This is a genomic window from Paractinoplanes tereljensis (assembly GCF_016862435.1).
GTDB lineage: Bacteria > Actinomycetota > Actinomycetes > Mycobacteriales > Micromonosporaceae > Actinoplanes > Actinoplanes tereljensis.
Genome location: NZ_BOMY01000069.1, coordinates 1 through 26,867 on the forward strand (window position 1 = coordinate 1; position 26,867 = coordinate 26,867).

The following is a 26,867-nucleotide window of genomic DNA, read 5'->3' on the forward strand; positions in this document are numbered from 1 at the left end:
GGGCCGCCGCGGCCGCGGCGGCGGCGTCGGCGGCCCCGCCTCAAGGGCCCGCCCACCCGCGATCTTGTGGGTTTGGCGTTTGGTTCGGGCGCCTGTCTGCAAGGTGGCGTTGTCGGTTGCGCGAAAGAGCCCGGCCGAACGAGGTCGGCCGGGCTCCTGGTTGGGCGTCAGACCAGGTCGAAGCGGTCCAGTTCCATTACCTTCGTCCAGGCGGCGACGAAGTCGGTGACGAACTTGTCCTGGGCGTCCGAGCTGGCGTAGACCTCGGCGAGGGCGCGCAGCTGGGAGTTGGAGCCGAAGATCAGGTCGACCGCGGTGGCGGTCCACTTCAGCTCGTCGGTGGAGACGTCGCGGATCTCGTAGACGTGCTCCTCCTTCTCCGCTGCCGTCCACCGGGTGCCCGGGGACAGCAGGTTGGTGAAGAAGTCGTTGGTGAGCACGCCCGGACGGCTGGTCAGCACGCCGTGCTGGGTGCCGCCGAAGTTGTTGCCGAGCGCCCGCAGGCCGCCGACCAGAACCGTCGCCTCGGGCGCGGTCAGGTTCAGCATGTACGCCCGGTCGACGAGCAGAACCTCGGGCTGGGTCTTCTCGTCGGGGCGCAGGTAGTTGCGGAAACCGTCGGCGCGCGGCTCCAGGACCGAGAACGACTCGACGTCGGTCTGCTCCTGGGTGGCGTCGGTGCGGCCGGCCCGGAACGGCACGGTCACCTCGACACCGGCGTCGCTCGCGGCCTTCTCGACCGCGGCCGAGCCGGCCAGCACGATCAGGTCGGCGAGCGAGATCTTCGCGCCGCCGGCCGCGTTGAACTCCTGCTGGATGCCCTCGAGCGCGGTCACCACGGCGGCGGCCGGCTCGTTGACCTCCCAGCTGCGCTGCGGCTCGAGGCGGATGCGGGCACCGTTGGCGCCACCGCGCTTGTCGGTGGACCGGTAGCTCGCGGCCGACGCCCAGGCGGTCGAGACCAGTTGGGCGACGCTCAGGCCGGACGCCAGCACCTTGGCCTTGAGCGCGGCCACGTCGGCGTCGCTGACCAGCTCGTGGTCGACGGCCGGAACCGGGTCCTGCCACAGCTGGGCCTCGGGGACCCACGGGCCGAGGAAGCGCACGACCGGGCCCATGTCGCGGTGCAGCAGCTTGTACCAGGCCTTGGCGAACGCCAGCGCGAACTCGTCGGGGTTGGCCAGGAAGCGGCGGGAGATCACCTCGTACGCCGGGTCGACGCGCAGCGACAGGTCGGTCGTCAGCATCGTCGGGCGGTGCTTCTTGGCCGGGTCGTACGCGTCCGGGATGATCTCGTCGGTGGTCTTGGCGGTCCACTGCTTGGCGCCACCGGGGCTGGTGGTGAGCTCCCACTCGTACCCGAAGAGGATCTCGAAGAAGCGGTTGCTCCACTGGGTCGGCTTGTCGGTCCAGGTGACCTCGAGGCCGCTGGTGATCGCGTCGGCGCCGGCGCCGGAACCGTTCGTGCTCAGCCAGCCGAGGCCCTGCGCGGTCAGCTCGGCGCCCTCGGGCTCCGGGCCGACGTGGTTGTCGGCGACCGCGGCGCCGTGCGTCTTGCCGAACGTGTGGCCGCCGGCGATGAGAGCGACGGTCTCCTCGTCGTTCATCGCCATCCGGCCGAAGGTCTCCCGGATGAAGTGCGCGGCGGCGAGCGGGTTGGCGTTGCCGCCCGGGCCCTCCGGGTTGACGTAGATGAGGCCCATCTCGGTCGCGCCGACGCCCGGCGTCATCTCCTTCTCGGAGACGTAGCGACCGGCCAGCCAGGTGTCCTCGGGACCCCAGAAGATCTCCTCGGGCTCCCAGACGTCGACCCGGCCGAAGCCGAAGCCGAAGGTCTTGAAGCCCATCGACTCCAGGGCTACGTTGCCGGCCAGCACGAGCAGGTCGGCCCATGAGATCTTCTGGCCGTACTTGGCCTTGACCGGCCAGAGCAGGCGGCGGGCCTTGTCCAGGTTGGCGTTGTCCGGCCAGCTGTTGAGCGGAGCGAAACGCTGCCCGCCGTCGCCGGCGCCACCCCGGCCGTCCTGGATGCGGTAGGTGCCGGCGGCGTGCCAGCTCAGCCGGATCATCAGACCGCCGTAGTGGCCGAAGTCGGCCGGCCACCACTCCTGCGAGGTGGTCAGCACCTCGGTGATGTCGCGCTTGATCGCGTCGACGTCGAGCTTCGCGAACTCCTTGGCGTAGCTGAAGCTCTCGCCGAGCGGGTTGCCCTTCAGCGAGTGGGCGTGCAGCACCGACAGGTCGAGCTGGTTGGGCCACCAGTCCCGGTTGGTGTGCGGGCGACCGCCGGTCTTCGGGGTCGGCGCGTCGATCGCCGGGTTCTCGCTCTCGCTGCCGTGCGAGGTGACGGAGTCATGTGCGACCGGGCAGCCGGACGCTGCGTTCTCCTGGGTGTCGCTCATCTGTTTCCTTCCGAGCTGGCGGTTTCGGTGGGCTTGGTGCTGGTCGCGCAGTCGGGGCAGAAGCCCCAGTAGACGACCTCCGCCTCGTCGACCACGAAGCCGTGGTCGTTGGAGGCGGTGAGACAGGGGGCGTGGCCGACGGCGCACTCGACGTCGGCGATCGCGCCGCACGAGCGGCACACGACGTGGTGGTGGTTGTCGTCCACGCGGGATTCGTAGCGGGCCGTGGCACCGGCCGGCTGGATGCGCCGGATCAGACCGGCGTCGGTGAGCGCTCGTAGTACGTCGTACACCGCTTGGTGGGACACCGTGGGGAGATCGGCCCGAACCAGCTCGATCACCGTGTCGGTGTCGATGTGCGGGTGGTCGCGCAGTGCGCCGAGCACTGCCAATCGGGGCCGGGTCACGCGCAACGAGACCGCCCGGAGCTGCGCCTCGAAGTCCGGTGTCACCCGAGGAACCTTAGGCCCTTATCTGGAACGAATCAAGTTTGTCGTAAACGGGGAATTGTGCGTTCCGGGCCCCCGCATAGTGGGGACATGACCGCCGCCACCATTGTCAAGACGGGTGTGACGGCACGTCCGCGCCGCGCCACTTTCGCCGATCTCAGCGTCAACATCAAAGTGCTGCTCGCGGTCGCCACCGCCGCCGCGGTCGCTCTGGTCGTGGGCATCACCGGGCTGGTGTCGCTGGGCAACGCCAGCGAGTCCGCGCAGCTGATCTACAAGAGCAACGTCGCCAGCGTCAAGGCGGTCGGTCAGGTCCGGTACTGGGCGACGCAGACCCGGACGGACGCGGCCAACCAGGCGCTGTCCACGACCGCGGCGACGACCAAGAAGTTCACCGACTCCGTCGCGACCGACATCGCGGGCTTCGAGGCGGCGATGGCGGCGTACCGGACCAGTGGGCCGGCCGCGAGCACCGACCTCATCAACCAGATGGAGACCCTCTGGGACACCTACGTCGACCTGGTGAACACCAAGCTCATCCCGGCCGGCAAAGCCAACGACCTGGACGGCTGGGCCGAGATCCGGGACGACCAGACGCTGCCGGTCCTCACCGAGCTCTACGCGGCGTTCACGACGCTCGACGGCGTGGAGACCGCGGATGCGGCCAAGAACGCCGCCGCGGCCCGAAACGGGTACGAATCCAGCCGGACCACGTCGATCATCCTGCTGGTCGTGGGGCTGGCGCTGGCCCTGGCGCTGGGCATCGTGGTGACCCGCAAGATCGTGTCGTCGCTGACCAAGGTGACGTACGTGTGTGACGGTCTCGCCGACGGCGACCTCACCCGCACCACCGGCCTGGACACCCGGGACGAGCCGGGCCGGATGGCCCGCTCGCTGGACACCGCGATGGCCCGGCTGCGCCAGACGGTCACCACCATCGAGGGTTCGGCGGCCTCGCTGGCCGGCGCCTCCGAGCAGATGACCAGCACGGCCGCCCAGATCGCCTCGTCCGCCGCACGGACCTCGGAGCAGGCCCAGGCGGTGTCGGCGGCGGCCGAGGAGGTGTCCCGCAGCGTAGACACGGTGTCGGCCGGCAGCGAGGAGATGGGCGCGTCGATCCGGGAGATCTCGCAGAACGCGGCCGAGGCCGCCCGGGTGGCCAGCGAGGCGGTCACCGTCACCGCCAGCACCTCGGCCACCATGAACAAGCTCGGCGATTCGTCGGCCGAGATCGGCAACGTGATCAAGACGATCACCGCGATCGCCGAGCAGACCAACCTTCTCGCCCTCAACGCGACCATCGAGGCGGCCCGGGCCGGCGAGTCCGGCAAGGGCTTCGCGGTGGTGGCCAGCGAGGTGAAGGATCTGGCTCAGGAGACCGCGAAGGCGACCGAGGACATCTCCCGCCGGGTGCAGGCGATCCAGTCCGACACCAGCGGCGCGGTCGCCGCGATCGAGGAGATCGCGCTGGTGATCGAGCGGATCAGCGACTACCAGACCACGATCGCCTCGGCGGTCGAGGAGCAGACCGCCACCACCGCCGAGATGAACCGTAGTGTTGCCGAGGCGGCCGGCGGGACCGGCGAGATCGCCCAGAACATCACCGGGGTGGCCGAGGCGGCCCGGATGACCTCGCAGGGCGTGGCCGAGACCCAGCAGGCGACCACCGAGCTGGCCCGGATGTCGACCGAGCTGAACGGCCTGGTCGCCACGTTCCGGCTGTAAAGCTCGGTAAACATCTAATTCCGATATGCATGGTAGGTTATCGGAATGAGCGTGCTCGATGCGATCGGCGAGACTCCGCTGATCCCGCTGACCAGGGTCACCGCCGGCATCGCCGCCGCCGTCCACCTCAAGGCGGAGTTCCTCAACCCGGGCGGCAGCGTCAAGGACCGGGCCGCGCTCGCCATGGTCCGGGCGGCCGAGGAGTCGGGTGAGCTGAAGCCGGGCGGGGTGATCGTCGAGGGCACGTCCGGCAACACCGGCATCGGGCTGACCATCATCGCGGCGCAGCGTGGCTACCGGGCCGTCGTGGTGGTGCCGGACAAGAGCAGCGCCGAGAAACTCGCCATCCTGCGGGCCTACGGCGCCGAGGTGATCGTCACGACCGGCGGGGTCACCCGCGACGACCCCCGGCACGTCTCGCAGGTCGCCGCGCGGCTGGCCGCCGAGACGCCGGGCGGCTGGCTGGCCAATCAGTACGACAACCCGGCCAACCCCGGCGCTCACTACGCCACCACCGGCCCGGAGATCTGGCGGCAGACCGGCGGCCGGGTCACCCACTTCGTGGCCGGGGTCGGCACCGGCGGCACGATCAGCGGAACCGGCGCCTATCTGCGGGAAGCCGGCCCGGTGACGATCGTCGGCGCCGACCCGGAGAACTCGGTCTACGGCGGCGGCGACGGCAGTCCGTACTACGTGGAGAGCATCGGCCACTACGTCCACCCGGACACTCTGGAGGACGTCTGGCCGCAGTCGTACCACCGCGAGGTGGTCGACCGCATCGAGCGGGTCGGCGACCGGGAGTCGATCGAGATGACCCGCCGGCTGGCCCGCGAGGAGGGGCTCCTGGTCGGCGCCTCGGCCGGGACGGCGGTGGTGGTCGCGCTGCGGGTGGCCCGCGAGCTGGGGCCGGACGGCCTCGTCGTGGTGCTCGCGCCCGACTCCGGGCGGGCCTACCTGTCGAAGTACTTCGACGACGGCTGGCTGCGGCGCACCGGTTTCCCGGCCCCGCCGGTGCCCGGCCCGCTGGTCGGCGACGGCCCGGTGACCGCGCCGGTGCTGGTGCCGGCGGCCGCCCGGGTGCGCGACCTGACCGGCGCGACCGGCGTCGCGCTGCTCGTGCTGCCGCGTCAGGGCGGCCTGAGCCCATCGCCCGGCGACGTGGTCGGCTCGGTGCCGGTCGACGCGGTCGCCGGGGCGGCCCCGGACACGCCCCTGGCCGAGCTCGCGCAGCCGCCGCTGCCGACCGTTGGTGCGGGGGAGGCGGCGGCCGAGGCGATCGGCCGGACCTCCGCCGACGCCGGCTGGCTCGCGGTGCTGACCGACGGCCGAATCGCCGGCGTGGTTCCACGCGGCGCGCTTCTTACTCCAGGCGGGACAGCCAGGTAGTGAGAATCGACTCCAGGCGGGCGGCGTCCTCCGGGGGCAGCTGGTCGAGCAGGCGGCGCTCGTTGCGCATGTGCTCGGTGAAGGCCTGGTCGATCAGGTCGCGGCCGGCGTCGGTGAGCGCGACCACCCGGCCACGGCCGTCGCTCGTGCTGGGGCGGCGGGTGACCAGGCCGTCGCGTTCCAGGCGGTCGATCCGCTTGGTCATCGCGCCGGTGGTGACCATGGTGTGCGCGGCCAGTTCGCCGGGGGCGCGCTCGAACGGCGCCCCGGCCCGGCGCAGGGCGGCCAGCACGTCGAACTCGCCCTCGCCCAGGCCGAACCGCCGGTAGACGACCTGGAGCTGCTCGGTGAGGTGGCCGGCGACGCGGTGCAGGCGGCCGATCACGCCCTGCGGGCGCACGTCGAGGTCGGGGCGTTCCCGGGCCCAGGCTTCCTGGATGCGGGCTACGTGGTCACTCATGTTGCCAATATAGCTTCCGGGGAAGCTATAGTCGCTTCCATGGAAGCTAATTTGCGATGGACCGCGGTCACGGCGCTCGCGCCGATCGCGTGGGGCACGACCTACTACGTCACCCATCGATACCTTCCGGCCGACTACCCGCTGTACGGCGCGGCCATCCGGGCCCTGCCGGCCGGGGTGCTGCTCCTGCTCGCCCGCCGCAAGCTTCCTTATGGGAAGTGGTGGTGGCAGGCGCTGGTGCTCGGTGCGCTGAACATGGGTGCCTTCTTCGCGCTGATCTATCTGGCCGCGCAGACCCTGCCGACCAGCATCGCCTCGACGATCATGGCGACCTCGCCGGTGATGCTGATGCTGTTCGCCTGGGCCGCGATGTCCGAGCGGCCGCGGGCCACCCACCTGGCCGGGGCCGGCATCGGCGTCGCCGGGGTGTGCCTCATGCTGCTGACCGGTCCGGTCGCCGTCGACGCTCGCGGTGTCCTGGCCTCGGTGTCGGCCATGGTGATGTCGTCGTTCGGGTACGTGCTGGCCAAGAAGTGGAGCAGCGACATCGACGTGTTCTCGCTGACCTCGTGGCAGCTGATCGCGGGCGGGCTGATCCTGCTCCCGGCGGCGGTGCTGGTCGAGGGCGCGCCACCGGCCCTGGACGCCAGCGCGACCCTGGCCTTCGGCTATGTCACCGTGGTGGCCACCGCGCTCGCCTTCGCCGCCTGGTTCGCCGGGCTGCGCCACCTCAGCGCCGGCACGGTGGGACTGGTCGGCCTGCTCAACCCGGTCACCGGCGTCCTGCTCGGCACCGCGGTGGCCGGCGAGACCCTGTCCGTACAGCAGGTCTCCGGTCTGGTCCTGGTCTTTGCCGGTGTTCTTCTCGGCCAGCCGATCATGACCCGGGTGCTCGCCATCACACGCGCCCGCGCCTCGGCCGTGACTAGGTTCGGTTCATGAGCACACTCGGTAACAGCGGCATCGAGGTCTTCCCGCTCGCCCTCGGCGGCAACGTGTTCGGCTGGACCAGCGATGCGGCTACCTCGCATCAGGTCCTGGACGCGTTCGTCGAGGGTGGCGGCAACTTCGTGGACACCGCCGACGGCTACTCGGCCTGGGTTCCCGGCAACTCCGGCGGCGAGTCGGAGACCATCATCGGCGACTGGCTGACCGCGCGCGGCAACCGCGATCGCGTCGTGATCGGCACCAAGGTCAGCCAGCACCCGCAGTTCCGCGGGCTGGCCGCGGCCAACGTCGCCGCCGCCGCGGACGCGTCGCTGACCCGGCTCAAGACCGACCACATCGACCTCTACTACGCGCACTACGACGACCCGAACACCCCGATCGAAGAGACCGCGGGCGCCTTCGACGCCCTGGTCAAGGCCGGGAAGGTACGCGCGATCGCGGTCTCCAACTACACCCCCGAGCGGGTCCGGGAGTGGTTCGAGGCGGCCCGCCGCAACGGTTTCACCCTGCCGGTGGCGATCCAGCCGCACTACAACCTGGTCGAGCGGGCCGCTTACGAGCGGGACATCGCCCCGGTCGCGGCGGCCGAGAACCTGGCCGTCGTGCCCTACTACGCGCTGGCCAGCGGCTTCCTGACCGGCAAGTACAAGACCGCCGACGACCTGTCCGGGGCCCGGGCCGGCGCGGCCCGCGGCTACCTCAACGAGACCGGCCTGGCCGTGGTGAAGGTCCTCGAGGACGTCGCCGCCGCACATGGCGTGGCGCCGGCGAGCGTCGCCCTGGCCTGGCTGCGCGGCCGCCCCGACGTCGCCGCGCCGCTGGCCAGCGCCCGCACCGTCGAGCAACTGGGGGCCCTGCTCGCCTCGGCGACCCTGGACCTGCGCGCCGACGAGATCCGGGCCCTGGACGAGGTTTCCGGCCAGCTGGCCGGGTGATTGCGCCGGTTGCCGACACTGGGGAGATGACGACGCCGCATCGCGCGCGAACCGCGCTCATCTGGTTCATCGTGGCGGCCGCGGCCGTACCGCTGCTCTGGCTCTTCATCTCCTCGGCCGGCAGCCGGGAGTTCCTCGATCCGACCGGCGACGCGCGGCGCACCCTGGTCGCCGCCGCGCTGGTCGCCGGCCTCTGGGCGGCGATCGCCACCACCCTGCTCCGGCCGCCGGTGGTGGCGCTGTTCGCGGCGGTGACCGGCGGCCTCGCGCTGATCGCGGCGACGACGGCGTTGCTGCCGGCCGGCTACGCCGCCGCCGGTTCGCAGTACGACCTGGGGCCCGGCTTCGCGGCCGAGGCGTGGGGCATCGCCGGGCGGGGCGCCGTGCTCATCCTGCCGGGGATGGCGATCGGGTACGGCGTTGCCTACCTCACCCGCAGGCTCACGCCGTACGCCGAGCGGCCCCCGACCGGCTGGGTCTTCGCCGCGGCGGCCCTGCTGTTCCTGTTCGTCGACGCCGTCGGGCTGGCCGCCTCGCCGGGGCACCGGCTGGTCACCGGTCCGTTGCTCGACTGGATCGCCCCGGCCTGAGGACCTTCGTCTCGGCGAACTTCGAGCGGTACGCCGAGGCGCTCAGGCCGAAGTGCGAGCGGAACCGGCGGGCGAAGTAGTTCGGGTCGGCCCAGCCGACTGACTCGCCGATGGCGTTGATCGGGCGGTCGGTGTGCAGCAGCTGTTCCGCGGCCAGCTCGACCCGCAGCCGGGACAGGAAAGCCATCGGTGGCAGGCCGGTGGACAGCTTGAACAGCCGTACCAGATAGCCGGGGGCCAGGTGCAGGTCGGTGGACAGCTCGGTCAGCGTCCACGGGTGCGCCGGGCGGGCCTCCATCCGGCGCATGGCCTCGACCACCGACGGGTGGACCCGCTCGGAGATCTCGCCGGCCTGGCCGAGCGCGGCGCGGGCCGGGTAGCCGAGCGCCAGCGTCAGCCGGGCGATGAGGTCGCCCCGGTGCAATCGCAGCGGACCGGCGGCGAGCCGGCTCATCGCGTCGAGATGTTCCACACACTCGGCCAGGTCCGGCCCGGCCAGGTGGGTGCTGAGCACACCCCGGCGCTCGGCCGCGTACGGACCGGTCCAGAGCAGGTGCCCGAGCAGCGGGTCCTCGCGGGTCCAGGCGAGCTCGCGGTGCAGCAGTTCGGCCGAGAAGCAGCAGTTGTGCACGACCAGGTCGTCGCAGTCCTCATAGCCGTGCCACACACCCGGCCTGAGCAGCACGACGTCACCGATCCGCAGGGGTTCCAGACCGGCCTGGGTGCGGTGCGAACCGACCCCGTCCACCACGATCGCCATCTCGACGAAGCTGTGCGTGTGCAGGGTCATCTCGGACTCGTGCAGATGCCGTCCGGCGTACGCGATCGAGTCGTCCCCGAAGTGCACCAGGGTGTACGTCTGCCGAATCGTGTCGCCGTGCATCGCCCGAGGCTAACCGCTTGATCAAATCCGCGCGGCGATTGGACAGCAAAGAAAGTTAGCCTTACCTTACCTCCGTGCGCCCCAGGACCATCGGAAGACTCGGAGTCTTCGTCGTCACGGTGGCCGTGCTCGGCGTGGTCGTGGTCCTCAGCCTGATGGTGGGGCGGCAGGCGATCTCGCCCGGCGAGGTCATCCGTGCCCTGCTGCCCAGTGCCACCGGCGACAACGCCGACATCGTGCGCGGGCTGCGGCTCGAGCGCACCGTCATCGGGCTGGTCGCCGGTCTCGCCCTCGGCGCGGCCGGCGCTCTCATGCAGGCCCTCACCCGCAACCCACTGGCCGACCCCGGCCTGCTCGGGGTCAACGCGGGCGCGGCCGCCGCGGTGGTCACCGGGTTCGCCTTCTTCGGTGTCACCAACGGCCTCGCCCAGACCGGGCTGGCCCTGGCCGGGGCCGCGGTCGCCTCGGTGGTGGTCTACCTGCTCGGCAGCGGTTCCCGGGCGGCCGCCACCCCGGCCCGGCTGGCGCTGGCCGGCACCGCGCTGACCGCGGTGCTGTTCTCCTACATCAACGCGGTGGCCATGAAGGACCAGCAGAGCTTCGACGAGATGCGGTTCTGGGTGGTCGGGTCGGTGGTCAACCGCGGCTACGACCGGCTGCTCATCGCGCTGCCGCTGATCATCATCGGGGTGCTGCTGGCGCTGGCGATGACCCCGGCGCTCAACGCGCTCTCGCTCGGCGACGACAGTGCGCACGCGCTCGGCCTCGGCGTCGGCCGGGCCCGGGTCGCCACCGCGGTCGCCATCACCCTGCTGTGCGGGGCCGCCACCGCGGTGGCCGGGCCGATCGTGTTCGTCGGCCTGACCGTGCCGCACGTGGCCCGCATGCTGGTCGGCGCCGACCAGCGCAAGGTCGTGCCGCTCTCGATGCTGCTGGCCGCCGGCTTCCTGGTCTTCTGCGACACCCTCGGGCGGGTCGTCTCGGGCGGTGCCGAGGTCCAAGCCGGCATCGTGACGGCCGTCCTCGGCGCTCCCGTCTTCATCGCTTTGGTACGCCGCCGGACGTTGGTTGCCGCATGATCACCGTCCCGGTGGTGAAGGCCGGCCCGTGGTCCGTCCGGGTGCGGCGGCGGGCGGTGCTGGTATCCGTACTCCTGCTGCTGGCGGTTGTTGCCGTTGTTGTCGTTTCGCTCGCGGCCGGGGTCAATTCGTTCCCGATCCCGCGGGTGATCGCGGCCGTGCTGGGCAACGGCACCCCGGCCGAGAACCTCATCGTCGCCGAGTTGCGACTGCCCCGGGCCGTGCTGGCCGCCCTGGTCGGCATCGCGCTGGGCATCTCCGGCGCCATCTTCCAGCAGCTCACCCGCAATCCGCTGGGCAGTCCGGACGTCGTCGGCTTCACCACCGGCGCCTCGACCGGCGCGCTCGTGGTGCTGCTCGTCCTGCACGGCGGCCTGGTCGCGACCTCGTTCGGCGCGGTGGCCGGCGGCGCGGTGACCGCGCTGCTGGTGCTGCTGCTCTCGTCCCGGCACGGTGTCGCGCCGCTGCGGCTCGTGCTGGTCGGCATCGGCGCCGCCGCCATGCTCAACTCGCTCAATTCGCTGCTGATCGTGCGCGCTCAGGTGTACGACGCGCAGAGCGCCTCGGTGTGGCTGGTCGGCAACGTGGTCGGCGGCGACTGGTCGGACGTGCGGCTGATCGGCGGGATTCTCGTGCTCGGCGGGATCGCGTGCGTGGCGCTGTGGCGGCCGCTCTCGCTCAGCGAGTTCTCCGACGAGCGCTCGATGAGCCTCGGCCTGCCGGTCGGGCGCACCCGGGTGCTGGCCATCGCGGTCGGCGTCCTGCTCGCCTCCGGGGCCGTCGCGGTGGCCGGCCCGATCCAGTTCATCGCGCTCACCGCGCCCCAGGTGGCCCGCCGGCTGACCGGCACCGAGGGCGCCAACCTCACCGCCTCCGGGCTGACCGGCGCCCTGCTCCTGCTGGTCGCCGACCTCGCCGCCCGGGAGGCGTTCCAGCCGCGGCAACTGCCGGTCGGCGTGCTCACCGGCATCGTCGGCGGTGCCTATCTCGCGTGGCTGCTGGGCCGCGAATGGCGGAAAGGACGCGCATGACGCGCTTACGCGCGGAGAACGTCGCGCTCGGTTACGACGGCACCCGCATCGTGCACGACCTCGACCTGACCATCCCGGACGGCTCGTTCACCGCCATCGTCGGCGCGAACGGCTGCGGCAAGTCCACGCTGCTGCGCGGGCTCGCCCGGCTGCTGAAACCGGCGGCCGGCACGGTAATTCTCGACGGCAAGGCCATCCATGACTATCCCGCCAAACAGGTCGCCCGGCGGCTTGGGCTGCTTCCGCAGTCCCAGACCGCACCCGAGTCGATCAGCGTCGCCGACCTGGTCGCCCGCGGGCGCTACCCCCACCAGTCGCTGCTGCGCCAATGGTCGCCGGCCGACCAGGCCGCGGTTACCGCGGCACTGGAGATGACCGGCACCGCCGACCTCGCCACCCGCCCGTTCGACGAACTCTCCGGCGGCCAGCGGCAACGGGTCTGGCTGGCGATGGCCCTGGCCCAGGAGACCGGCATCCTGCTGCTCGACGAGCCCACCACCTACCTGGACATCGCCCACCAGATCGAGGTGCTCGACCTGTGCGCCCGGCTGCGCGCCGAGCGCGGGTCCACCCTCGTCGCCGTGCTGCACGACCTGAACCTGGCCGCCCGCTACGCCACCCACCTGGTGGCGATGAAGGACGGCGCGATCGTGGCCGAGGGCGACCCCACCACGATCATCACCCCCGAGCTCATCGAGCTGGTCTTCGGACTGCCCTGCCGCATCATCACCGACCCGGAGTCGAACACGCCCCTGGTCATCCCGCGGCACCACCCCTGAAAGGAAATCTCTTGAACAGCCGATTGACCCGCCTCGCCGGCGCCGCCCTTGCGGTGACCGTGTCACTCGCCCTCACCGCCTGCGGCGGCGACGACTCCGTAGAGCCCGCCGCGAGCGCGGCCGCCTCCGGGCCGTTCGAATACAAGGACGCCCTCGGCAAGGACATCAAGCTCGACAAGGCGCCGACCACGGTGGTCGCGCAGAGCAGCGTCGCGGCCGCGCTGTGGGACGCCGGATTCCAGGTCAAGGGAGCGTACGGCGAGCTCAAGCCGGACGCCGCGGGCAAGCTCAGCTACCAGGCCGGCTCGCTCGACCTGAGCAAGGTCACGGTCATCGGCAGCACCTACGGTGAGTTCGACACCGAGAAGTACGCCCTGCTGAACCCGCAGCTGCTCGTCGACTACACGTTCGACAACAAGGCGCTCTGGTACGTCCCGGCCGCTCAGTCCGAGAAGATCCTCAGCCTCGCCCCCGGCCTGGCCGTGCCCGGCAACTACAAGACCACCGACGAGGCCATCGCGACCTTCGTCGACCTGGCCGGCAAGCTCGGCGCCGACACCGCTGCCGCGACCGCCGCCAAGACCGAGTACGACAGCGCGCTCAAGGCGGTCGGCGAGTCCGCGAAGACCTCCGGCCTGAAGGTCGCCATCATGTCGCCCGGCACCGACAGCCTCTACGTCGCCGACCCGGTGCAGCTGCCCGAGGGCAACACCCTGAAGAACCAGGGCCTCGACGTGATCAGCCCGACCAACCCGAAGAACGAGGTGTTCGCGCAGTTCAGCTGGGAGAAGGCGGTCGAGTTCAAGGACGCCGACGTCATCCTGGTCGACGCGCGCACCTACGACGCCGCCAAGGCCGACCTCGCCAAGGTGCCGACCTGGGCGAACCTGCCCGCGGTCAAGGCCGGTCAGGTCTACCCGTGGTACGCGGCCGCGCCGTACTCGTACCAGTCCTACGCGAAGATCTACACCGAGCTCGCCGGCGAGCTGAAGAGCGCCAAGAAGCTCAGTTGAGTTTTCTCGATCTCGGTGGTCGCCGCCTGCACCTGCGTACCGCGGGTGCGGGCGGCGTCACCGTGGTGTTCGAGGCCGGGCTCGGCATGTCGGCGGTCTGCTGGGGTCTGGTGACTCCGGGGGTTGCCGCGCACGCTCGCACGGTGGTCTACGACCGGGCGGGTATCGGGGGGAGCGACGACGGCCCGTCGCCCCGCACCCTGGCCGCTCTGGCCGATGACCTGGGTGCGCTGCTGGCGTCGTTGAGCGGGCCGGTCGTGCTGGTCGGGCACAGCTGGGGCGGGCCGATCGTGCGGCTGGTCGCCTCGCGCCGGGTCGCCGACGTGCGGGCGGTGGTTCTGGTCGACCCGTCCGACGAGCGGGACGACGAGTTCTTCACCGCGGCCACGCGACGCCGGATGGCGGTTGCTGGGCCGCTCACCCGTACGCTCGCCGCGGTGGGGGTTTATCGGGCCGCGGCCCGCATCGGCCGCGTCTTGCCGGCTGACCTCTATGCCCAGTTCCGGGCGGAGAATTTCGGCCGGCGCGCGGCGCGGGCCCTCTCCGTCGAGGTCCGCCAGTTCCTGCCCGGCCTGGCGTCGTTGCGCGCCACCCCGCCGGACCTCGGCGATCTGCCCGTCACCATCATCTCGGCCGGATCCCCGGTCCATGCGCTTTCTCCTGGCCGCCTCGTTGTTGCCGACGGGGCCGGGCACAACATCATGTTCACCGATCCCCAGTTGGTGGTCGACGAGATTGTTCGCTGCTTAGACCCTATGTAGAAAACCGAGCGAGGGTCGGCTAGTGTAGCCGCATGACGACGCCTGTGCGGGTTACCGCGGCTGTGTCCAAAGTGCTTGCCGCCTTTCTGTCCGATCCGGCGGCCGACCGCTACGGCCTTGATCTGATGCGAGCCACCGGCCATCCCAGCGGCACGCTCTACCCGATCCTGCTGCGCCTGCAGGACGCCGGCTGGGTCGAGGCCGTCTGGGAGGAGCTCGACCCGGTCGCCGCCGGCCGGCCCGCGCGGCGCTACTACCGGCTCACCCCCGACGGCCTGATCTCGGCCCGCACCGAGATCGCCGCCCTGCGGCAACAGCTCGACCGGGCGTACGGCGCGGCCCCGAAACCGAGAACCGCGTGAGCGCCCTCGCCCGTTGGTGTCTCGACATGGCCGCGCGGCGGTGGCCGGCCGGGATCCGCGACGAGATGGCCCGGGAGTGGCACGCCGAACTGGCCGCGATCGAGGCCGAGCCCGGCGGCCGGCGCCGTGCTCTCGGTTATGCGCTGAGTCTGCTCACCTCGCCGCCGCTGCGGGACCGCACCGGCGCGCCGCGCGGCTGGGCGGAAACCACCGGCCCGCTGGCGCCGGCCGGAGCGCTCCTGCTCACCGCGCTGCTCACGATCGCGGCCGGCCAGCTCGCCGGCTCGCTGACCTCTTTGCTGTTCTCCGCCGCCGGTTTCGAGTCGTACGCGATGACCTGGCTGCCCGCCGTCGCCGAAGGACTCCTCACCGGGGCGTGGTGCCTGCTCGCCGGTTGGTGGCTCGGCCGCCGGCTGCCGCTCGAACCCACCGCGCGTCTCGGGGCGGCCACCTCGGCCGCGTTCGCGCCGTTGCTGATCGCGGTGGCCGTGCTGATCCCGGCCTTCGTCGACCAGGACCTGTTCTACCTGGTCAGCCTGCTGATCGGGCTGCTGGTCTGGGTGCCCGGGGTCGCCGTGCTCGGGGTCGCGGTGGTTCGGGGGCGGCGTCTGACCCTGTTCGGGGTCGTGGTGGCCCGGGGCCGGCGGCTGGCCCTGCTCGGCCTGCCGCTGATCAGCGCGGCCGCCGCGGCGGCCGCCACCCTGCCGATGGTGGTGTCCAGCCGGGACAGTCTGTCCGGCGGGTTGCGCGCGGCCGCGGCTTCGTTGCTGGCCGGGTCGCCCACCGCGGAGTACACGGTGATCGAGGACGGGCTCAGCAGCCGCGCCTTCTACTACCTGGGCCCATGGGCCATCACGCTCATGGCGTTCGGGATCCTGGCGCTGGCGTTCGGAGCCGCCGCCCTGCGTCCGTTGCCGGGCCAGGCGCTCACCGCTGCCGCTGCTGCTTCGACCGCCGAGACCGAGGCGAGCCCTGCGCGCCGGACGCCCGTTGTAGTCGCGGTCGGGGCCTCGTGCGTCGCGCTCGCCGTGATCGCCTGGGCCTACACGGTGACGATCCTCAGCCCGGCCATGCCGGGTGTCTCCGCCACCGCGCCGATGCCGGGCGGGGACGGCGAGATCTACCTGTGGGTGGCCGAGCTGCGCTGGGGCGCGATCCTCCTCGCTGCGCTGGCCATGCTGGTCGCCACCGCCGACCGGCGGCGAGCCCTCGCCGCCTCTCTCGTGCTGGCCGCAGCGCTGGTCGTCGCCAACGGCGTGCTCGTCCGGGCCGGCGCCGCCGGCGCGGGCGGCCTGCAACTGACCCTGCTCATCGGCGGCATCATCGTCATCGTCGCCTGGCTGGTCGCCCGCGGCCCGATCGAGAGCAGCAGCCAGGCCGGCGCCGCAGACCAGGTCGTTGCGGTCCCTGGGATGGACGGTCCTGGGGGTGGCGCGGGGTCGGTTGGCCGGATGGCTCGCCGCCGTGTTGTCGCGGCTGGGGTTGTGGCGGCGGCCTGCGCTCCTCTGCTGCTGACGCAGGGCACTCCGGGTGTGAACCACCCGTTTCTGCCGGCCGGGCTGACGCTCACCACGACCGGGCTCGCGGTTCTTGGTGTGCTGCTGGCGGCTGTCCCTGCGGTGGCGCTCAGCCGGCGGCGCGTTCCGGTCTGGGCGGCGGTCGCGCTGGTCGTGGTGCCGGTGGTGGTGGTTGTCGCGGCCGGGCTGGCGCCGGTGCCGGTGGATACCGAGGACACCGGCTATGCGAGCTTCGGTGCGCTTGCCGGGCTGCCGCTGGCGGTCCTGGTCGTCGCGCTGCTGCGGCGGCACCGGGAACGGCGTCGCGGCCGCACCGCTGCCGTGTGGGTCCTGCTGGTGCTGGCCGCGCTGCCCGGGACCGTGCTGCTCCTGGTGGCCTCGCTGTTCCTCGGGCAGATCGTGCCCAACCTGCTGTTCGCGACCGAGGGACGCGGTTATCCGGCGGACGGTCTGTCCATCGTCCCGGGTGCGGCGCTGCTGATGGCGGCGGTCGCGGCGCTGGCGGCGGCACGCCTGGACGGGATGCCGGGCCGGGGTCACCGGCCCGGCCCGTGGCCGGCCCCCGATCCGGTCAGGCCCGATCCGGTGCGGCCCGGTGAGGCCGTGCCCGGCTGATCGCCCCGACCACGTTGGGAATGACGCACCACAGCAGCACGACGACGCCGAGCGCCGCGGTCGGCTCACCCCCGAGCAGCGCTTGGGCGTTGCCGTAGGGGGTGAGCCACCGCACCAGGCCGCCGCCGGAGTCGATCGCGCCCAGCAGGACGGTCACGCCCATCGGGACCACGATGGTCGCGGCCATGGCGACCCCGGGACGCCGCACCAGCAGCCCGCACCCGGTGCCGACCAGCTGCGCGATGACCTGGACCAGCACGGCTCCCGCGACCAGCGCGGCGATCCGTGAGGCGGGCGGCCACCCGCCGCCCGCCAACCCGGTCGCCACCGCGGCGATCAGCACACCGGCCAGCGCGAAGCCGACCGCGAGCCCCACCGCGACAACCAGCCGCGCCGCGAGCCGCCACTCGGAGCCTGGCCGGGGTGCTGGGGGGCCGTGCAGGCCGGTTACTGCCAGGACGCCGAAGAACGGAACCAGGACTGACATCGCTAGCTGGACGGGCTCCAGCACCTCGCGGAAGTTGGGGGTTGAGCGGGTGGTCAGCCAGGCCGCTCCGGCTCCCAGGAGGAGGGTGGCGGCGGCCAGCATGGGTGGGGTCTTGGTGGATGTCATGCGGTCAGGGTGGGCTGCGGGGGCGGGGCTGTCGTCGGCGGAAGGTCGTCGGCACCCCCTACTTTGGTAGGGCCTGCGCGCGGGGCGCTCCGGTTAGCCTGGCCGGGTGGACGGTGTCCGGGACGTCGTTGCGGTTGGGGGCGCGCTTGGCCTTGGCGCGCTTCTGGTGGTCGTGGGGGACCCGACCGGGGCGGTGCCGGGGCTTGTTCCCTGGCAGGTGGACGTTGCGGTGGGGGTCGTCGCCTGCTTCGGGCTGGTGCTTCGGCGGCGGTGGCCGTTGGGGCTGGCGGTGGTGGTCGTACCCCTCAGTGCGGTTTCGGTCATGGCCAGCGGGGCCGTACTCGGCGCGGTTTTCGGGTTGGTTTTACGGCGTACGGTCATGGTCGGGCTGGGTTTTGCCCTGGGTTATCTTGCGACCATTCCGGTTTACCTTCTGCTGCAGACGGATCCTCGCCATCCACTGTGGACCGATCTTGTTGTGCGTGGGGTATTGGTTTCCGCGGCGGTGGGGTGGGGGCTCTATGCGCGGGAGCGGCAGGCGTTGATCGACCACCTCGGGGAGCGGGCCGAGCGGGCCGAGGCCGAGCAGGCGGCCCGGGTCGCGGGGGCGCGGCGCGATGAGCGGGATCGGATCGCGCGGGAGATGCACGACGTGCTTGCGCATCGGCTGTCGATGATCAGCCTGCAGGCCGGTGCGCTGGAGCTTCATCCGTCGCTGCCGGCCGAGGTGCATCTTGCGGCGGGGGTGGTGCAGACCGGGGCGCACGAGGCCCTTGACGAGCTGCGATCGGTGATCGGGGTGTTGCGTGATGAGCCGGAGCCGCCGCAGCCGGGGCTGGCCGAGGTTCGTGACCTGGTTGCTGACGCTCATCGCTGTGGCAGTGCGGTGGAATTCGACGATTTCCTGACCGCCGCGCCGCCGGGGGCGACCGGGCGGGTCGCCTACCGGGTGGTGCAGGAGGCGCTGACCAACGCGCGCAAGCATGCGCCGGGGCGGCCGGTTCGGCTCGTGCTGGACGGTGGGCCGGGGGAGGGGCTGCGGATCTCGGTCAGCAATCCGCTCGGCGCCGGGGCCGGAGCGGTGCCGGGCAGCGGGCTCGGGCTGGTCGGGGTGGCCGAGCGGGTTGAACTGGCGGGTGGGCGGCTGGTGCGGGACACGCTGGACGGGCGGTTCCGGCTCGAGGTGCTGCTGCCGTGGCTGGCGTGACGCGGCCGGTGCGGGTCGCCGTGGTCGACGACGATCCGCTGGTGCGCAGTGGGCTGCGGCTGCTGTTCGCGGGGGCGGACGACCTGGAGATCGTGGCCGAGGGGGCGGACGGGGCCGACGTGCCGGGGCTGGTCGACGCCCACCACCCGGACGTGGTGCTGCTCGACGTGCGGATGCCCCGGGTCGATGGGCTGGCGGCGGTGGAACGGCTGTGCTCGCGGGCGCGATACCCGTACGTCGTCATGCTGACGACCTTCCATGCTGACGCGTACGTCCTTCGGGCGCTGCGCGCCGGGGCCAGTGGTTTCCTCTTGAAGGACGCGCCGCCTCGCGAGCTGCTCGACGCGGTTCGCCGGGTCGCGGCCGGCGAGCCCATCCTCAGCCCGGCTGTCACCCGGCGGCTCATCGAGCAGGTGGCCGACCCGGTCGCGCATGACCGCCGGACCAGCGCCGCCGCCCGGCTCGGCCGCGCGACCGGCCGGGAACGCGAGGTGGCGTCGGCGGTCGCGCGGGGACTGTCGAACGTCCAGATCGGGCTGGAACTCGGCATGGGCGTGCCGACCGTCAAGGCGCACGTGTCGCGCCTTCTGACAAAACTCGACGTGGACAACCGGGTGCAGCTCGCACTTCTGGTCCACGACGCCGGAGATTGACCGGCAGGATGAGCCAATGTGTATCAACCACACCACCGTCACCCGCCGCGCGGCCCTGTTCGGCGCCGCCGGCGTCGCCACCGCCGTCGCGCTTCCCGCCCCGGCCCAGGCGAGCGGCCGGCGCGGCCCGCTCGACCTCACCCACCCGCTGACCACGACGATCCCGCCGTTCTCGCCCGGCGAGGAACCGACCCGCCGCACCGTCGCCACGATCGAGGCTGACGGCTATTACATGCAGGAGTGGCGGCTCATCGAGCACATCGGCACCCACGTCGACGCGCCCTGCCATTTCGCCGAGGGCGGCCGCACGTCGGTCGAGCTGCGACCGGCCGAGCTGATCGTGCCGGCCGTGGTCATCGACATCGCGGCCCGGGCGGCCCGCAATCCAGACGCGCTGGTCACGGTCGAGGACATCCGGGCGTACGAGCGTCAGCACGGCCGCATCCCGGACGACGCCGCCGTGCTGATGTACTCCGGCTGGGGCGCCAAGATCCACGACGTGGCCGCTTACCGGGGCGTCGACGCGGCCGGCACCCTGCACTTCCCGGGCTTCGGCGTGGACGCTTGCGAGTGGCTGCTGCGCAAGCGCAAGATCCGCAGCCTGGGCGTCGACACCCTGAGCATCGACCACGGCCCGTCCGATGCCTTCGACACCCACCTGGCCCTGCTCGGCGCCGACCGCTACGGCCTGGAAAACCTGGCCAACCTCGACCGCCTGCCCCGGCACGGCGCGACCATCGTCGTCGGCCTGATCCCGTACGAGGGCGGCTCCGGCGGCCAGGCCCGCGTATTCGCCATCTGACGCTGGATCCCTACTCGCGAGGTGCGCCTAGTAGCTTCGACGGATGAGCCTGCGCGCTTATCTCGGCTTGCGGTGGCGGGCGTTTCGGCGGGTGCTGGGTGGGCTGTGGACCTCGGTGCTGGCGCTGGGGGCGCTCCTGAGTTTGCCGTTCGGGGTTCGGGTTCTCCGGGCGGTGGCCAACCGGGAGCGGGGGCGGCTGGGGGTCGTCGGGCCGCTACCGCTGACCGGCGGGCTCCGCGCGGCCCTTCGGGACCCGGCCGTGCGGCGGGAGCTGGGCTGGGCCGGCCTGCATGGGACCGTTGGGCTGGTGGTTGGGCTGGTCGGGCTGTCGCTTCCGGTGTACGCGGTGGAGTACGGCACCCTTCCGCTCTGGTATCGGCTGGTTGACCCGTCGCTGGGTGGGCCCGGGTTCCTCAGCTGGGGGCTCGGCGGGCTCACCGACGCGTTGGGGGTGGCTCTGATCGGCGTACTCTTCGCGGTCGCTGCCCTTGCTCTTCTTCCCGGCATCGCCGAACTTCAGGCTTTTCCGGGGCGGCGGCTGCTTGCCCCGGCCGGCGACGTCGATCTGTCGTTGCGGGTGGCCGAACTGACCGCGACCCGGGCCGCCGCGCTCGACGCGCACGCCACCGAGCTGCGCCGGATCGAGCGGTCGCTGCACGACGGCACGCAGAACCGGCTGGTCGCTCTCAACGTCTTGATCGGAGCGGCCCGGCGGGCCCAGGACCGCAATCCGGACGCCGTCGCCGACCTGTTGGACCGGGCGCAGGACGCCACCGAGCAGGCCCTGGCCGAGTTACGCGCGGTGGTCCGGGGCATTCTGCCGCCAGTTCTTGACGATCGCGGGCTGGCGGGGGCGCTCGCCGGGCTGGCCGGTACCTGCTCGGTGCCTTGCGAGCTCGACGTGGACCTGCCTGGGCGGTGTGCCGCCACGGTCGAGGCGACCGCCTATTTCGTGGTGGCCGAGGCGCTGACCAACGTCGTCAAGCACAGTGGCGCGGCCTCTGTGGCCGTCGTCGCGCGGCGGGACGGCGACCGGCTGCGCCTGCGGATCACCGACGACGGGCGGGGTGGCGCCTCCGAGAGCAGCGGCTCCGGGCTGGCGGGAATCCGCCGCCGGGTCGAGGCCTACGATGGCCGCTTCGCGATGACCAGCCCGGCCGGCGGGCCGACGACGATGGACGTGGAGCTGCCGTGCGGATCGTGATCGCCGAGGACGACGCTCTGCTGCGCGAAGGGCTGGCTCTGCTGCTGCGCGCCGAGGGCCTCGAGGTGGTCGCCACCGCCGACTCGCCGGGCACCTTCCTGGCTGCGATCGACGAGTTCAAGCCGGACGTCGCGATCGTCGACGTGCGGATGCCGCCCACGCACACCGACGAGGGGATCGTGGCCGCGGTCGAGGCGCGGCGGCGGCAGCCATCGCTGGCCGTGCTGGTGCTTTCCGCGTACGTCGAGCAGGCATTCGCCACCGATCTGCTGGCCGGCGGCAGCGGCGGGCTCGGTTACCTGCTCAAGGAGCGGGTGGGCCGGGTCTCGTCGTTCCTGGACGCACTGCACCGGGTGTACGCCGGTGGCACCGCCGTCGACCCGGAGGTGATCGGGCAGCTGCTCGCCCGGGCCCGGCCGGACCGCGGGCTCGACCAGCTCAGCCCGCGGGAGACCGAGGTGCTCGCGCTGATGGCCGAGGGCCTCGGGAACACGGCGATCGGGGGGAAACTCGTCCTCTCCGACAGCGCCGTGCACAAGCACGTCCGGCGCATCTTCGCCAAGCTCGGCCTCGCCCCGGACGATCGCACGGACCGTCGCGTGGCCGCCGTCCTGCGTTATCTGGAGGCGTCCAGGTAGCGCCTGCTGTACCTCGATTGGGCAGCTGGCTTCATTTTTCCGCCCGCTCCTCCCGAGAAGAATTCTTCGTGCGCACATCGAAACCGATCAGCACACGGAGAGGCAAGCGCATGATGGTCCAGCATGAGCCCGCGGTTCGGGTCGAAGGGCTCACCCGCATCTACCCGGCCGACGGCGAGCCCGTCCGGGCCCTCGCCGGCGTCGACGCGGTCTTCGCTCGCGGCACCTTCACCGCCGTGATGGGCCCCTCCGGCTCCGGAAAGAGCACCCTGCTGCAGGCCGCGGCCGGGCTTGACCGGCCCACCCAGGGCAGCGTCTGGATCGGCGGCACCGAGCTGTCGAAACTCTCCGAGACCAAGCTGACCGAGCTGCGCCGCGGCCGGATCGGCTTCGTGTTCCAGGCCTTCAACCTGATCGGCGCGCTCACCGTCGAGGAGAACATCCTGCTGCCGCTCCGGCTGGCCGGCACCCGCCCCGACCAGGTGTGGCTCAACCAGGTGATCGGGCGGGTCGGGCTCACCGACCGGCTGCGGCACCGGCCCTCCGCGCTCTCCGGCGGCCAGCAGCAGCGGGTCGCTATCGCCCGGGCTCTCGCCTCCCGGCCCGACGTCATCTTTTGCGACGAGCCGACCGGCGCGCTGGACACCAACACGGCCGCCGAGGTGCTCGCCCTGCTGCGCGGGGTGGTCGACGAGCACGGGCAGACCGTCGTGATGGTCACCCACGACCCGGTCGCCGCGTCCTACGCCGACCGGGTGATCGTCCTGGCCGACGGGCGGATCGTGCACGACATGCCGCAGCCCGGCGCCGACCGCATCGCCGAGCACCTGGCCGCGCTGGGCCGCCGCCGTGCGGTGACCGGCGCGGTGACCAGCGCGGTGACCGGCTCCGTGACCGGCGAGGGGGTCGTCCGATGACCTCGCTCGCCTGGCGCATGCTGCGCCACCGCCCGGGCTCGTCCGCCGCCACCCTGCTCGCGCTCGCCCTCGGCGCGCTGATCCTGACCGCGATGGGCGTGCTCGTCGAGTCCGGGTTGCGCTACCACCCGGCGCCGGTGCGATACGCCGCCGCCGACCTGGTCGTGGCCCGCACCGACACCACGTTCACCAGCAAGGACTTTGCCGGCGAGATCAACCGGAGCACGGTCGCGCTGCCCGAGGGTGGCACCGTCCCGGCCGCGCTGGCCGGCCAGATCCGTGAGCTGCCGGGCGTCGCGGTGGCCGCCACCGACGAGAACATCCCGGTGGTCACCGCCGTCGGCGTGCCGCTGTCCGGGCGCGGGTGGGGGAGCGCGGCACTGACCCCGGCCGAACTGGTCGCGGGGGCCGCACCGCAGCGTGGTGACGAGATCGCGCTCGGCGGTGCCGAGGTCGGTTCGCGGGTCGACCTGGTGGTCGGCGGTGTGCTCCGCACCTACACCGTCAGCGGCCTGGTGACCGGGGACGCCGTCTTCTTCACCGACGCGCAGGCCGCGGCTCTCGCGCCGCATCCCGGCCAGGTCAGCGCCATCGGAGTGCGCGCCGCGCCGGGCACCGACCTCGACGACCTGCGCACCCGGATCGCCGGGCTGGCCGGGGACGCGCACGTTCTCACCCGCGACGACAGCGGCTTGGCCGAAAGCTCGGCCGACCGCGCCGCCGCCGGCCTGCTGATCCAGATCGGTGCCTCGTTCGGCGGTTACGTGGCGCTTCTGATCATCTTCGTGGTCGCCGCCACCGTCGGGCTCTCCGTCCGGCACCGCCGCCGCGACCTGGCCCTGGTGCGGGCCGTGGCCGCCACCCCGGGGCAGGTGCGCCGCATGATCATGGCGGAGTCCGCCCTGATCAGCGTGCTCGCCGGGGTGATCGGCGTGCCGTCCGGTCTCGCCGCCGCCCACTGGCTGACCGGCGAGCTCACCACCCGCGGCTTCCTGCCGGCCGGCTTCCCGATGCTCCCGGGCGCCCTGGCCGGCCCCGCCGCCTTCGCGATCGTGCTGGCCTCCGCCGTGCTCGCCGGCCTGCTGGCCGCCCGGCGGGTCAGCCGCATCAAGCCCGCCGAGGCGCTGGGCGAGGCGGCGGCCGAGCCGGCCGGCGGCGGCCGGGGCCGGCTCATCGGTGGCCTGATCACGCTGGCCCTGGCCGGGTCGGCGGCGCTGGCCGCGGTCGCCGCGACCGGGCAGACCGCGATGGGTGCCGCGCTCGGCATGCTCTACCTGTTCGTGCTGGCCGTCTCGCTATTGGCGCCGTGGATCAACCGGGCCGCGGCCCGGCTGCTCGCCCCGGCTCTGCGCGCGGTCTTCGGCACCAGCGGCTACCTGGCGGCGGCCAACCTGCGGGCCAACGCCCGCGGCACCGCCACCGTTCTTACGTCGCTCGTGCTGGCGGTCGGCTTCGGCGGCTCGGTGTGGTTCCTGCAGAACAACCTCGAACGCCAGGCGGTCGCGGAAAGCCGCTCCGGTCTGCTCGCGACGCGAGCCCTGGTCGCGCCGGCCGGTCTGTCCGACTCGGCGGTGGCCGCGCTTCGGGCGGTTCCCGGGGTGCGGGCGGTGACGCCGGTCCGGCACACCACGGTGCTCGCCACGCTGATGGGCGACGGCGAGTCGGTGGCCGCCCGGGCGGTCGATCCGGCCGGCCTCGCGTCGACGGTCGACCTGTCGGTGAAGTCGGGAAGCCTCGCCGCGCTGCGGGACGGCACGGTCGCGGTCTCCCGCACCCAGGCGTCGATGTTCGGCTGGGACCTCGGCGAGAAGGTGGAGATGCGGCTCGGCGACGGCACCGCCATCCACCCCGAGGTGGTCGCGATCTACCAGCGCGGGCTCGGCTTCGGTGACGTGATCCTGCCGCGGGCCACGGTCCTCGGGCACACCGCGACCAACCTGGACGACGAGATCCTGATCAGCGCCCCGGCCTCCGCCGACGCCGCGCTGCGTCAGGTCGCCGCCGGGCACCCCGGCAGCGCGCTCGTCGACACCGCCGCGCTGACCGGTGGCCTCGCCCGCGACCTTGCCCTGAGCGCCTGGCTGAACCGGATGCTGATCGCGGTGATGGTCGGTTACACGGTGGTCGCTGCGGCCAACACCATGGTCATGTCGGCGCTGGCCCGCCGCCGCGAGCTGGCTCTGCTGCGGCTGACCGGAGTGACCCGGCGCCAGGTCCGGCGCATGGTCAACGCAGAGCAGATCGGCTTGCTCGGCACGGCCGTGGTGCTCGGCGGGGCGATCGCCGCGCTCACCCTGAGCAGCGTGGTGCGGGCGCTCACCGGAAACCTGGTGCCCTACGTGCCGCCGCTGGGCTGGGCGGCCGTGCTCGGCGGCACCACGGTGCTCGCCCTGGCCACCACCATCCTGCCGATCGCCCGCCTGCTGCGGGTCCCCCCGGTAGGGCACATCGGCATCAAGGAGTGAGCGACTGGCCGCGACCGGCCCGGGCGGTGCGACCGGCCCGGGCGGTGCGACCGGCCCGGGCGGTGCGACCGGCCCGGGTGGCGCGACCAGCGCGGGCGGTGCGACCGGCCCGGGTGGCGCGACCAGCGCGGGCGGTGCGACCGGCCCGGGTGGCGCGACCGGCCCGGGCGGTGCGGGTGGCGCGGCTGGCCCGGGTGGCGCGACCAGCGCGGGTGGCGCGGGCGGGCGTCAAAGAGTGAGTGGGCGGCGGCGGGCGGCCCAGGCGGCCAGGACGCCGCCGGCTATCGGGGCCAGGAGGTAGGCGGCCAGGAGGTGGGTCTGGCCGGAGAACAGGGCCGGGCCGAGCTGGCGGGACGGGTTCGCCGAGCCGCCGGTGAAGGTGCCGAGCAGGACGCCCTGCAGGCCGAACATCAGGCCGACGATCCACGGCAGCGGCCAGCTGGGGCGGCGGTCCTGGACCCAGCACATCACGCCGACGATGAGCGCGAGAACGGCGGCCTCGGCGAGCGCGACCACCGCGCCACGCCCGCCGAGGCCGAGACCGGGCTGGACGACCGCCCACCTGGTCGGGCCGTCCGCCATCGCGGGGCCCCAGACCAGGCGGGCCACGGCCGCTGCGGCGACCGAGCCGAGGACCTGGGCTACCAGGTAGGGCAGCACCCGGCGGGCCGGGGTGCGGCCGCGCACCCACAGCGCCAGGGTGATCGCGGGGTTCATGTGGGCGCCCGTCCAGCGGCCCGGGCGGGACACCACGAAACCCACGATGACCATGCCGACCAGCATCGACACGACGGCGCACCGGAACCACATCTCGGTGCCGGAGGCGTCCGCGCCGGCTGTGCCCAGGCCCCAGCGCACCAGGGTGAAGACGGTGAAGAAGAACGCCGTCGTCAGGCCGAACTCACCGGCGGCCAGGGCGACGTCGGCGCGCTCCGGCCGGAGCGGGTGAGCCCTCGCGATCACGCTGGGCCGTTCGATCACCAGAACCATGCATTCAGTCTTGGCGCCCGACCTGGCCAAGATCAGGGCTGATGGTCCCGAGATCACCGTTTACGCATCGTGGGCTCGGGCATTGCAGGGGGCATGGGGGAGGACGGCAGCGTGAGGGAGGTCGTCCGGCGGCGATTCCGCAACGGTGACCCCGCCCGGCCGCTGCGGCACACCGCCCGCGACGCCCTGCGCGCGGCGAACATCCAAGGCGCGGCCGGCATCCAAGGCGCGGCCGGCATACAAGGCGCGGCCGACAGCAGGGGCGCGGCCGACAGCAGGGGCGCGGCCGACAGCAGGGGCGCGGCTGACAGCGATAGCGCGGCCGACGTCAAGGGCGGGGCGGACATCCAAGGCGCGGCTGACAGCAGGGGCGCGGCTGACAGCAGGGGCGCGGCTGACAGCAGGGGCGCGGCTGACAGCAGGGGCGCGGCTGACAGCAGGGG

General features: G+C 72.5%; 26 protein-coding genes and 1 pseudogene. 20 read left to right on the forward strand and 7 right to left on the reverse strand.

What is annotated here, in order from left to right; genetic code table 11:
• Positions 1 to 167: 167 nt before the first annotated feature.
• Positions 168 to 2,402, reverse strand: a complete 2,235-nt coding sequence (katG, locus tag Ate02nite_RS48090) for a catalase/peroxidase HPI (protein WP_203814730.1) — start codon at positions 2,400 to 2,402, stop codon at positions 168 to 170.
• Complete coding sequence (locus Ate02nite_RS48095) at positions 2,399 to 2,854, reverse strand: Fur family transcriptional regulator (protein WP_203814731.1); 456 nt, start codon at positions 2,852 to 2,854, stop codon at positions 2,399 to 2,401. Before Ate02nite_RS48095 ends, katG begins: the two co-directional genes overlap by 4 nt.
• A gap of 87 nt (positions 2,855 to 2,941) precedes the next feature.
• Between Ate02nite_RS48095 and Ate02nite_RS48100 the strand changes: the two genes are divergently transcribed.
• The gene (locus Ate02nite_RS48100) at positions 2,942 to 4,576 is read left to right on the forward strand and encodes a methyl-accepting chemotaxis protein (RefSeq protein ID WP_203814732.1); all 1,635 of its coding nucleotides are present in this window, start codon (positions 2,942 to 2,944) and stop codon (positions 4,574 to 4,576) included.
• 45 nt (positions 4,577 to 4,621) lie between these two features.
• Complete coding sequence (locus tag Ate02nite_RS48105; RefSeq protein ID WP_203814733.1) at positions 4,622 to 5,962, forward strand: PLP-dependent cysteine synthase family protein; 1,341 nt, start codon at positions 4,622 to 4,624, stop codon at positions 5,960 to 5,962.
• Here Ate02nite_RS48105 and Ate02nite_RS48110 read toward each other — a convergent pair.
• Positions 5,937 to 6,422, reverse strand: a complete 486-nt coding sequence (locus Ate02nite_RS48110; RefSeq protein ID WP_203814734.1) for a MarR family winged helix-turn-helix transcriptional regulator — start codon at positions 6,420 to 6,422, stop codon at positions 5,937 to 5,939. The two genes, Ate02nite_RS48105 and Ate02nite_RS48110, sit on opposite strands and share 26 nt — an antisense overlap.
• A 39-nt stretch (positions 6,423 to 6,461) precedes the next feature.
• Between Ate02nite_RS48110 and Ate02nite_RS48115 the strand changes: the two genes are divergently transcribed.
• The 3 genes from Ate02nite_RS48115 to Ate02nite_RS48125 are packed head-to-tail and all read left to right on the forward strand — an operon-like array spanning position 6,462 to position 8,895.
• Positions 6,462 to 7,364, forward strand: a complete 903-nt coding sequence (locus Ate02nite_RS48115) for an EamA family transporter (RefSeq protein ID WP_203814735.1) — start codon at positions 6,462 to 6,464, stop codon at positions 7,362 to 7,364.
• A complete protein-coding gene (locus Ate02nite_RS48120) occupies positions 7,361 to 8,305 on the forward strand; it encodes an aldo/keto reductase (RefSeq protein WP_203814736.1) in 945 nt (314 codons plus the stop codon). The genes Ate02nite_RS48115 and Ate02nite_RS48120 overlap by 4 nt, the downstream gene beginning before the upstream one ends.
• Before the next feature lie 26 nt (positions 8,306 to 8,331).
• Positions 8,332 to 8,895: a hypothetical protein gene (locus Ate02nite_RS48125; protein ID WP_203814737.1), complete on the forward strand. Its 564-nt coding sequence runs from the start codon at positions 8,332 to 8,334 to the stop codon at positions 8,893 to 8,895.
• On the opposite strand, the gene Ate02nite_RS48130 is transcribed toward Ate02nite_RS48125, so the two are convergent.
• Complete coding sequence (locus Ate02nite_RS48130; RefSeq protein ID WP_203814738.1) at positions 8,858 to 9,778, reverse strand: AraC family transcriptional regulator; 921 nt, start codon at positions 9,776 to 9,778, stop codon at positions 8,858 to 8,860. The genes Ate02nite_RS48125 and Ate02nite_RS48130 overlap by 38 nt on opposite strands.
• A gap of 74 nt (positions 9,779 to 9,852) precedes the next feature.
• On the opposite strand from Ate02nite_RS48130, the gene Ate02nite_RS48135 reads away from it, so the two are divergent.
• From Ate02nite_RS48135 to Ate02nite_RS48165, 7 genes are read left to right on the forward strand one after another with little or no spacing between them, the layout of a single operon-like run.
• Positions 9,853 to 10,857 (forward strand): FecCD family ABC transporter permease, encoded by a 1,005-nt coding sequence (locus tag Ate02nite_RS48135; RefSeq protein ID WP_239148249.1) that lies wholly within the window; start codon positions 9,853 to 9,855, stop codon positions 10,855 to 10,857.
• Positions 10,854 to 11,888 (forward strand): FecCD family ABC transporter permease, encoded by a 1,035-nt coding sequence (locus tag Ate02nite_RS48140; RefSeq protein WP_203814739.1) that lies wholly within the window; start codon positions 10,854 to 10,856, stop codon positions 11,886 to 11,888. Before Ate02nite_RS48135 ends, Ate02nite_RS48140 begins: the two co-directional genes overlap by 4 nt.
• Complete coding sequence (locus Ate02nite_RS48145; RefSeq protein WP_203814740.1) at positions 11,885 to 12,667, forward strand: ABC transporter ATP-binding protein; 783 nt, start codon at positions 11,885 to 11,887, stop codon at positions 12,665 to 12,667. Before Ate02nite_RS48140 ends, Ate02nite_RS48145 begins: the two co-directional genes overlap by 4 nt.
• Positions 12,668 to 12,678: 11 nt before the next feature.
• On the forward strand, positions 12,679 to 13,680 hold the full coding sequence (locus Ate02nite_RS48150; protein ID WP_203814741.1) for an ABC transporter substrate-binding protein: 1,002 nt from the start codon (positions 12,679 to 12,681) through the stop codon (positions 13,678 to 13,680).
• On the forward strand, positions 13,677 to 14,441 hold the full coding sequence (locus Ate02nite_RS48155; protein ID WP_203814742.1) for an alpha/beta fold hydrolase: 765 nt from the start codon (positions 13,677 to 13,679) through the stop codon (positions 14,439 to 14,441). Before Ate02nite_RS48150 ends, Ate02nite_RS48155 begins: the two co-directional genes overlap by 4 nt.
• A 32-nt stretch (positions 14,442 to 14,473) precedes the next feature.
• Complete coding sequence (locus tag Ate02nite_RS48160; RefSeq protein ID WP_203814743.1) at positions 14,474 to 14,803, forward strand: PadR family transcriptional regulator; 330 nt, start codon at positions 14,474 to 14,476, stop codon at positions 14,801 to 14,803.
• Between the two features lie 26 nt (positions 14,804 to 14,829).
• Positions 14,830 to 16,935, forward strand: a complete 2,106-nt coding sequence (locus Ate02nite_RS48165) for a hypothetical protein (protein ID WP_203814744.1) — start codon at positions 14,830 to 14,832, stop codon at positions 16,933 to 16,935.
• Here Ate02nite_RS48165 and Ate02nite_RS48170 read toward each other — a convergent pair.
• Positions 16,892 to 17,548, reverse strand: coding sequence for a hypothetical protein (locus Ate02nite_RS48170; RefSeq protein ID WP_203814745.1), 657 nt, complete (start codon positions 17,546 to 17,548; stop codon positions 16,892 to 16,894). The two genes, Ate02nite_RS48165 and Ate02nite_RS48170, sit on opposite strands and share 44 nt — an antisense overlap.
• Before the next feature lie 106 nt (positions 17,549 to 17,654).
• Between Ate02nite_RS48170 and Ate02nite_RS48175 the strand changes: the two genes are divergently transcribed.
• The 7 genes from Ate02nite_RS48175 to Ate02nite_RS48205 all read left to right on the forward strand — a co-directional run bounded on the left by Ate02nite_RS48175 (position 17,655) and on the right by Ate02nite_RS48205 (position 25,434).
• Complete coding sequence (locus tag Ate02nite_RS48175) at positions 17,655 to 18,755, forward strand: sensor histidine kinase (RefSeq protein WP_203814746.1); 1,101 nt, start codon at positions 17,655 to 17,657, stop codon at positions 18,753 to 18,755.
• Positions 18,752 to 19,408, forward strand: a complete 657-nt coding sequence (locus Ate02nite_RS48180) for a response regulator (RefSeq protein ID WP_203814754.1) — start codon at positions 18,752 to 18,754, stop codon at positions 19,406 to 19,408. Before Ate02nite_RS48175 ends, Ate02nite_RS48180 begins: the two co-directional genes overlap by 4 nt.
• Before the next feature lie 16 nt (positions 19,409 to 19,424).
• Positions 19,425 to 20,210, forward strand: coding sequence for a cyclase family protein (locus Ate02nite_RS48185; protein WP_203814747.1), 786 nt, complete (start codon positions 19,425 to 19,427; stop codon positions 20,208 to 20,210).
• Between the two features lie 43 nt (positions 20,211 to 20,253).
• The gene (locus Ate02nite_RS48190) at positions 20,254 to 21,414 is read left to right on the forward strand and encodes a sensor histidine kinase (protein ID WP_203814748.1); all 1,161 of its coding nucleotides are present in this window, start codon (positions 20,254 to 20,256) and stop codon (positions 21,412 to 21,414) included.
• Entirely contained in the window at positions 21,402 to 22,052 is a 651-nt protein-coding gene (locus Ate02nite_RS48195) for a response regulator transcription factor (RefSeq protein ID WP_203814749.1), read from the forward strand. The genes Ate02nite_RS48190 and Ate02nite_RS48195 overlap by 13 nt, the downstream gene beginning before the upstream one ends.
• 110 nt (positions 22,053 to 22,162) lie before the next feature.
• A complete protein-coding gene (locus tag Ate02nite_RS48200) occupies positions 22,163 to 22,969 on the forward strand; it encodes an ABC transporter ATP-binding protein (protein ID WP_239148250.1) in 807 nt (268 codons plus the stop codon).
• A complete protein-coding gene (locus tag Ate02nite_RS48205; protein ID WP_203814750.1) occupies positions 22,966 to 25,434 on the forward strand; it encodes an ABC transporter permease in 2,469 nt (822 codons plus the stop codon). The genes Ate02nite_RS48200 and Ate02nite_RS48205 overlap by 4 nt, the downstream gene beginning before the upstream one ends.
• On the opposite strand, the gene Ate02nite_RS48210 is transcribed toward Ate02nite_RS48205, so the two are convergent.
• Entirely contained in the window at positions 25,424 to 25,666 is a 243-nt protein-coding gene (locus tag Ate02nite_RS48210; protein WP_203814751.1) for a hypothetical protein, read from the reverse strand. The genes Ate02nite_RS48205 and Ate02nite_RS48210 overlap by 11 nt on opposite strands.
• Positions 25,663 to 26,424 (reverse strand): aquaporin, encoded by a 762-nt coding sequence (locus Ate02nite_RS48215; RefSeq protein ID WP_203814752.1) that lies wholly within the window; start codon positions 26,422 to 26,424, stop codon positions 25,663 to 25,665. Before Ate02nite_RS48215 ends, Ate02nite_RS48210 begins: the two co-directional genes overlap by 4 nt.
• Positions 26,425 to 26,535: 111 nt before the next feature.
• Here Ate02nite_RS48215 and Ate02nite_RS48220 point away from each other — a divergent pair.
• Positions 26,536 to 26,867 (forward strand): annotated as a pseudogene (locus Ate02nite_RS48220) (hypothetical protein); the annotation flags it as partial.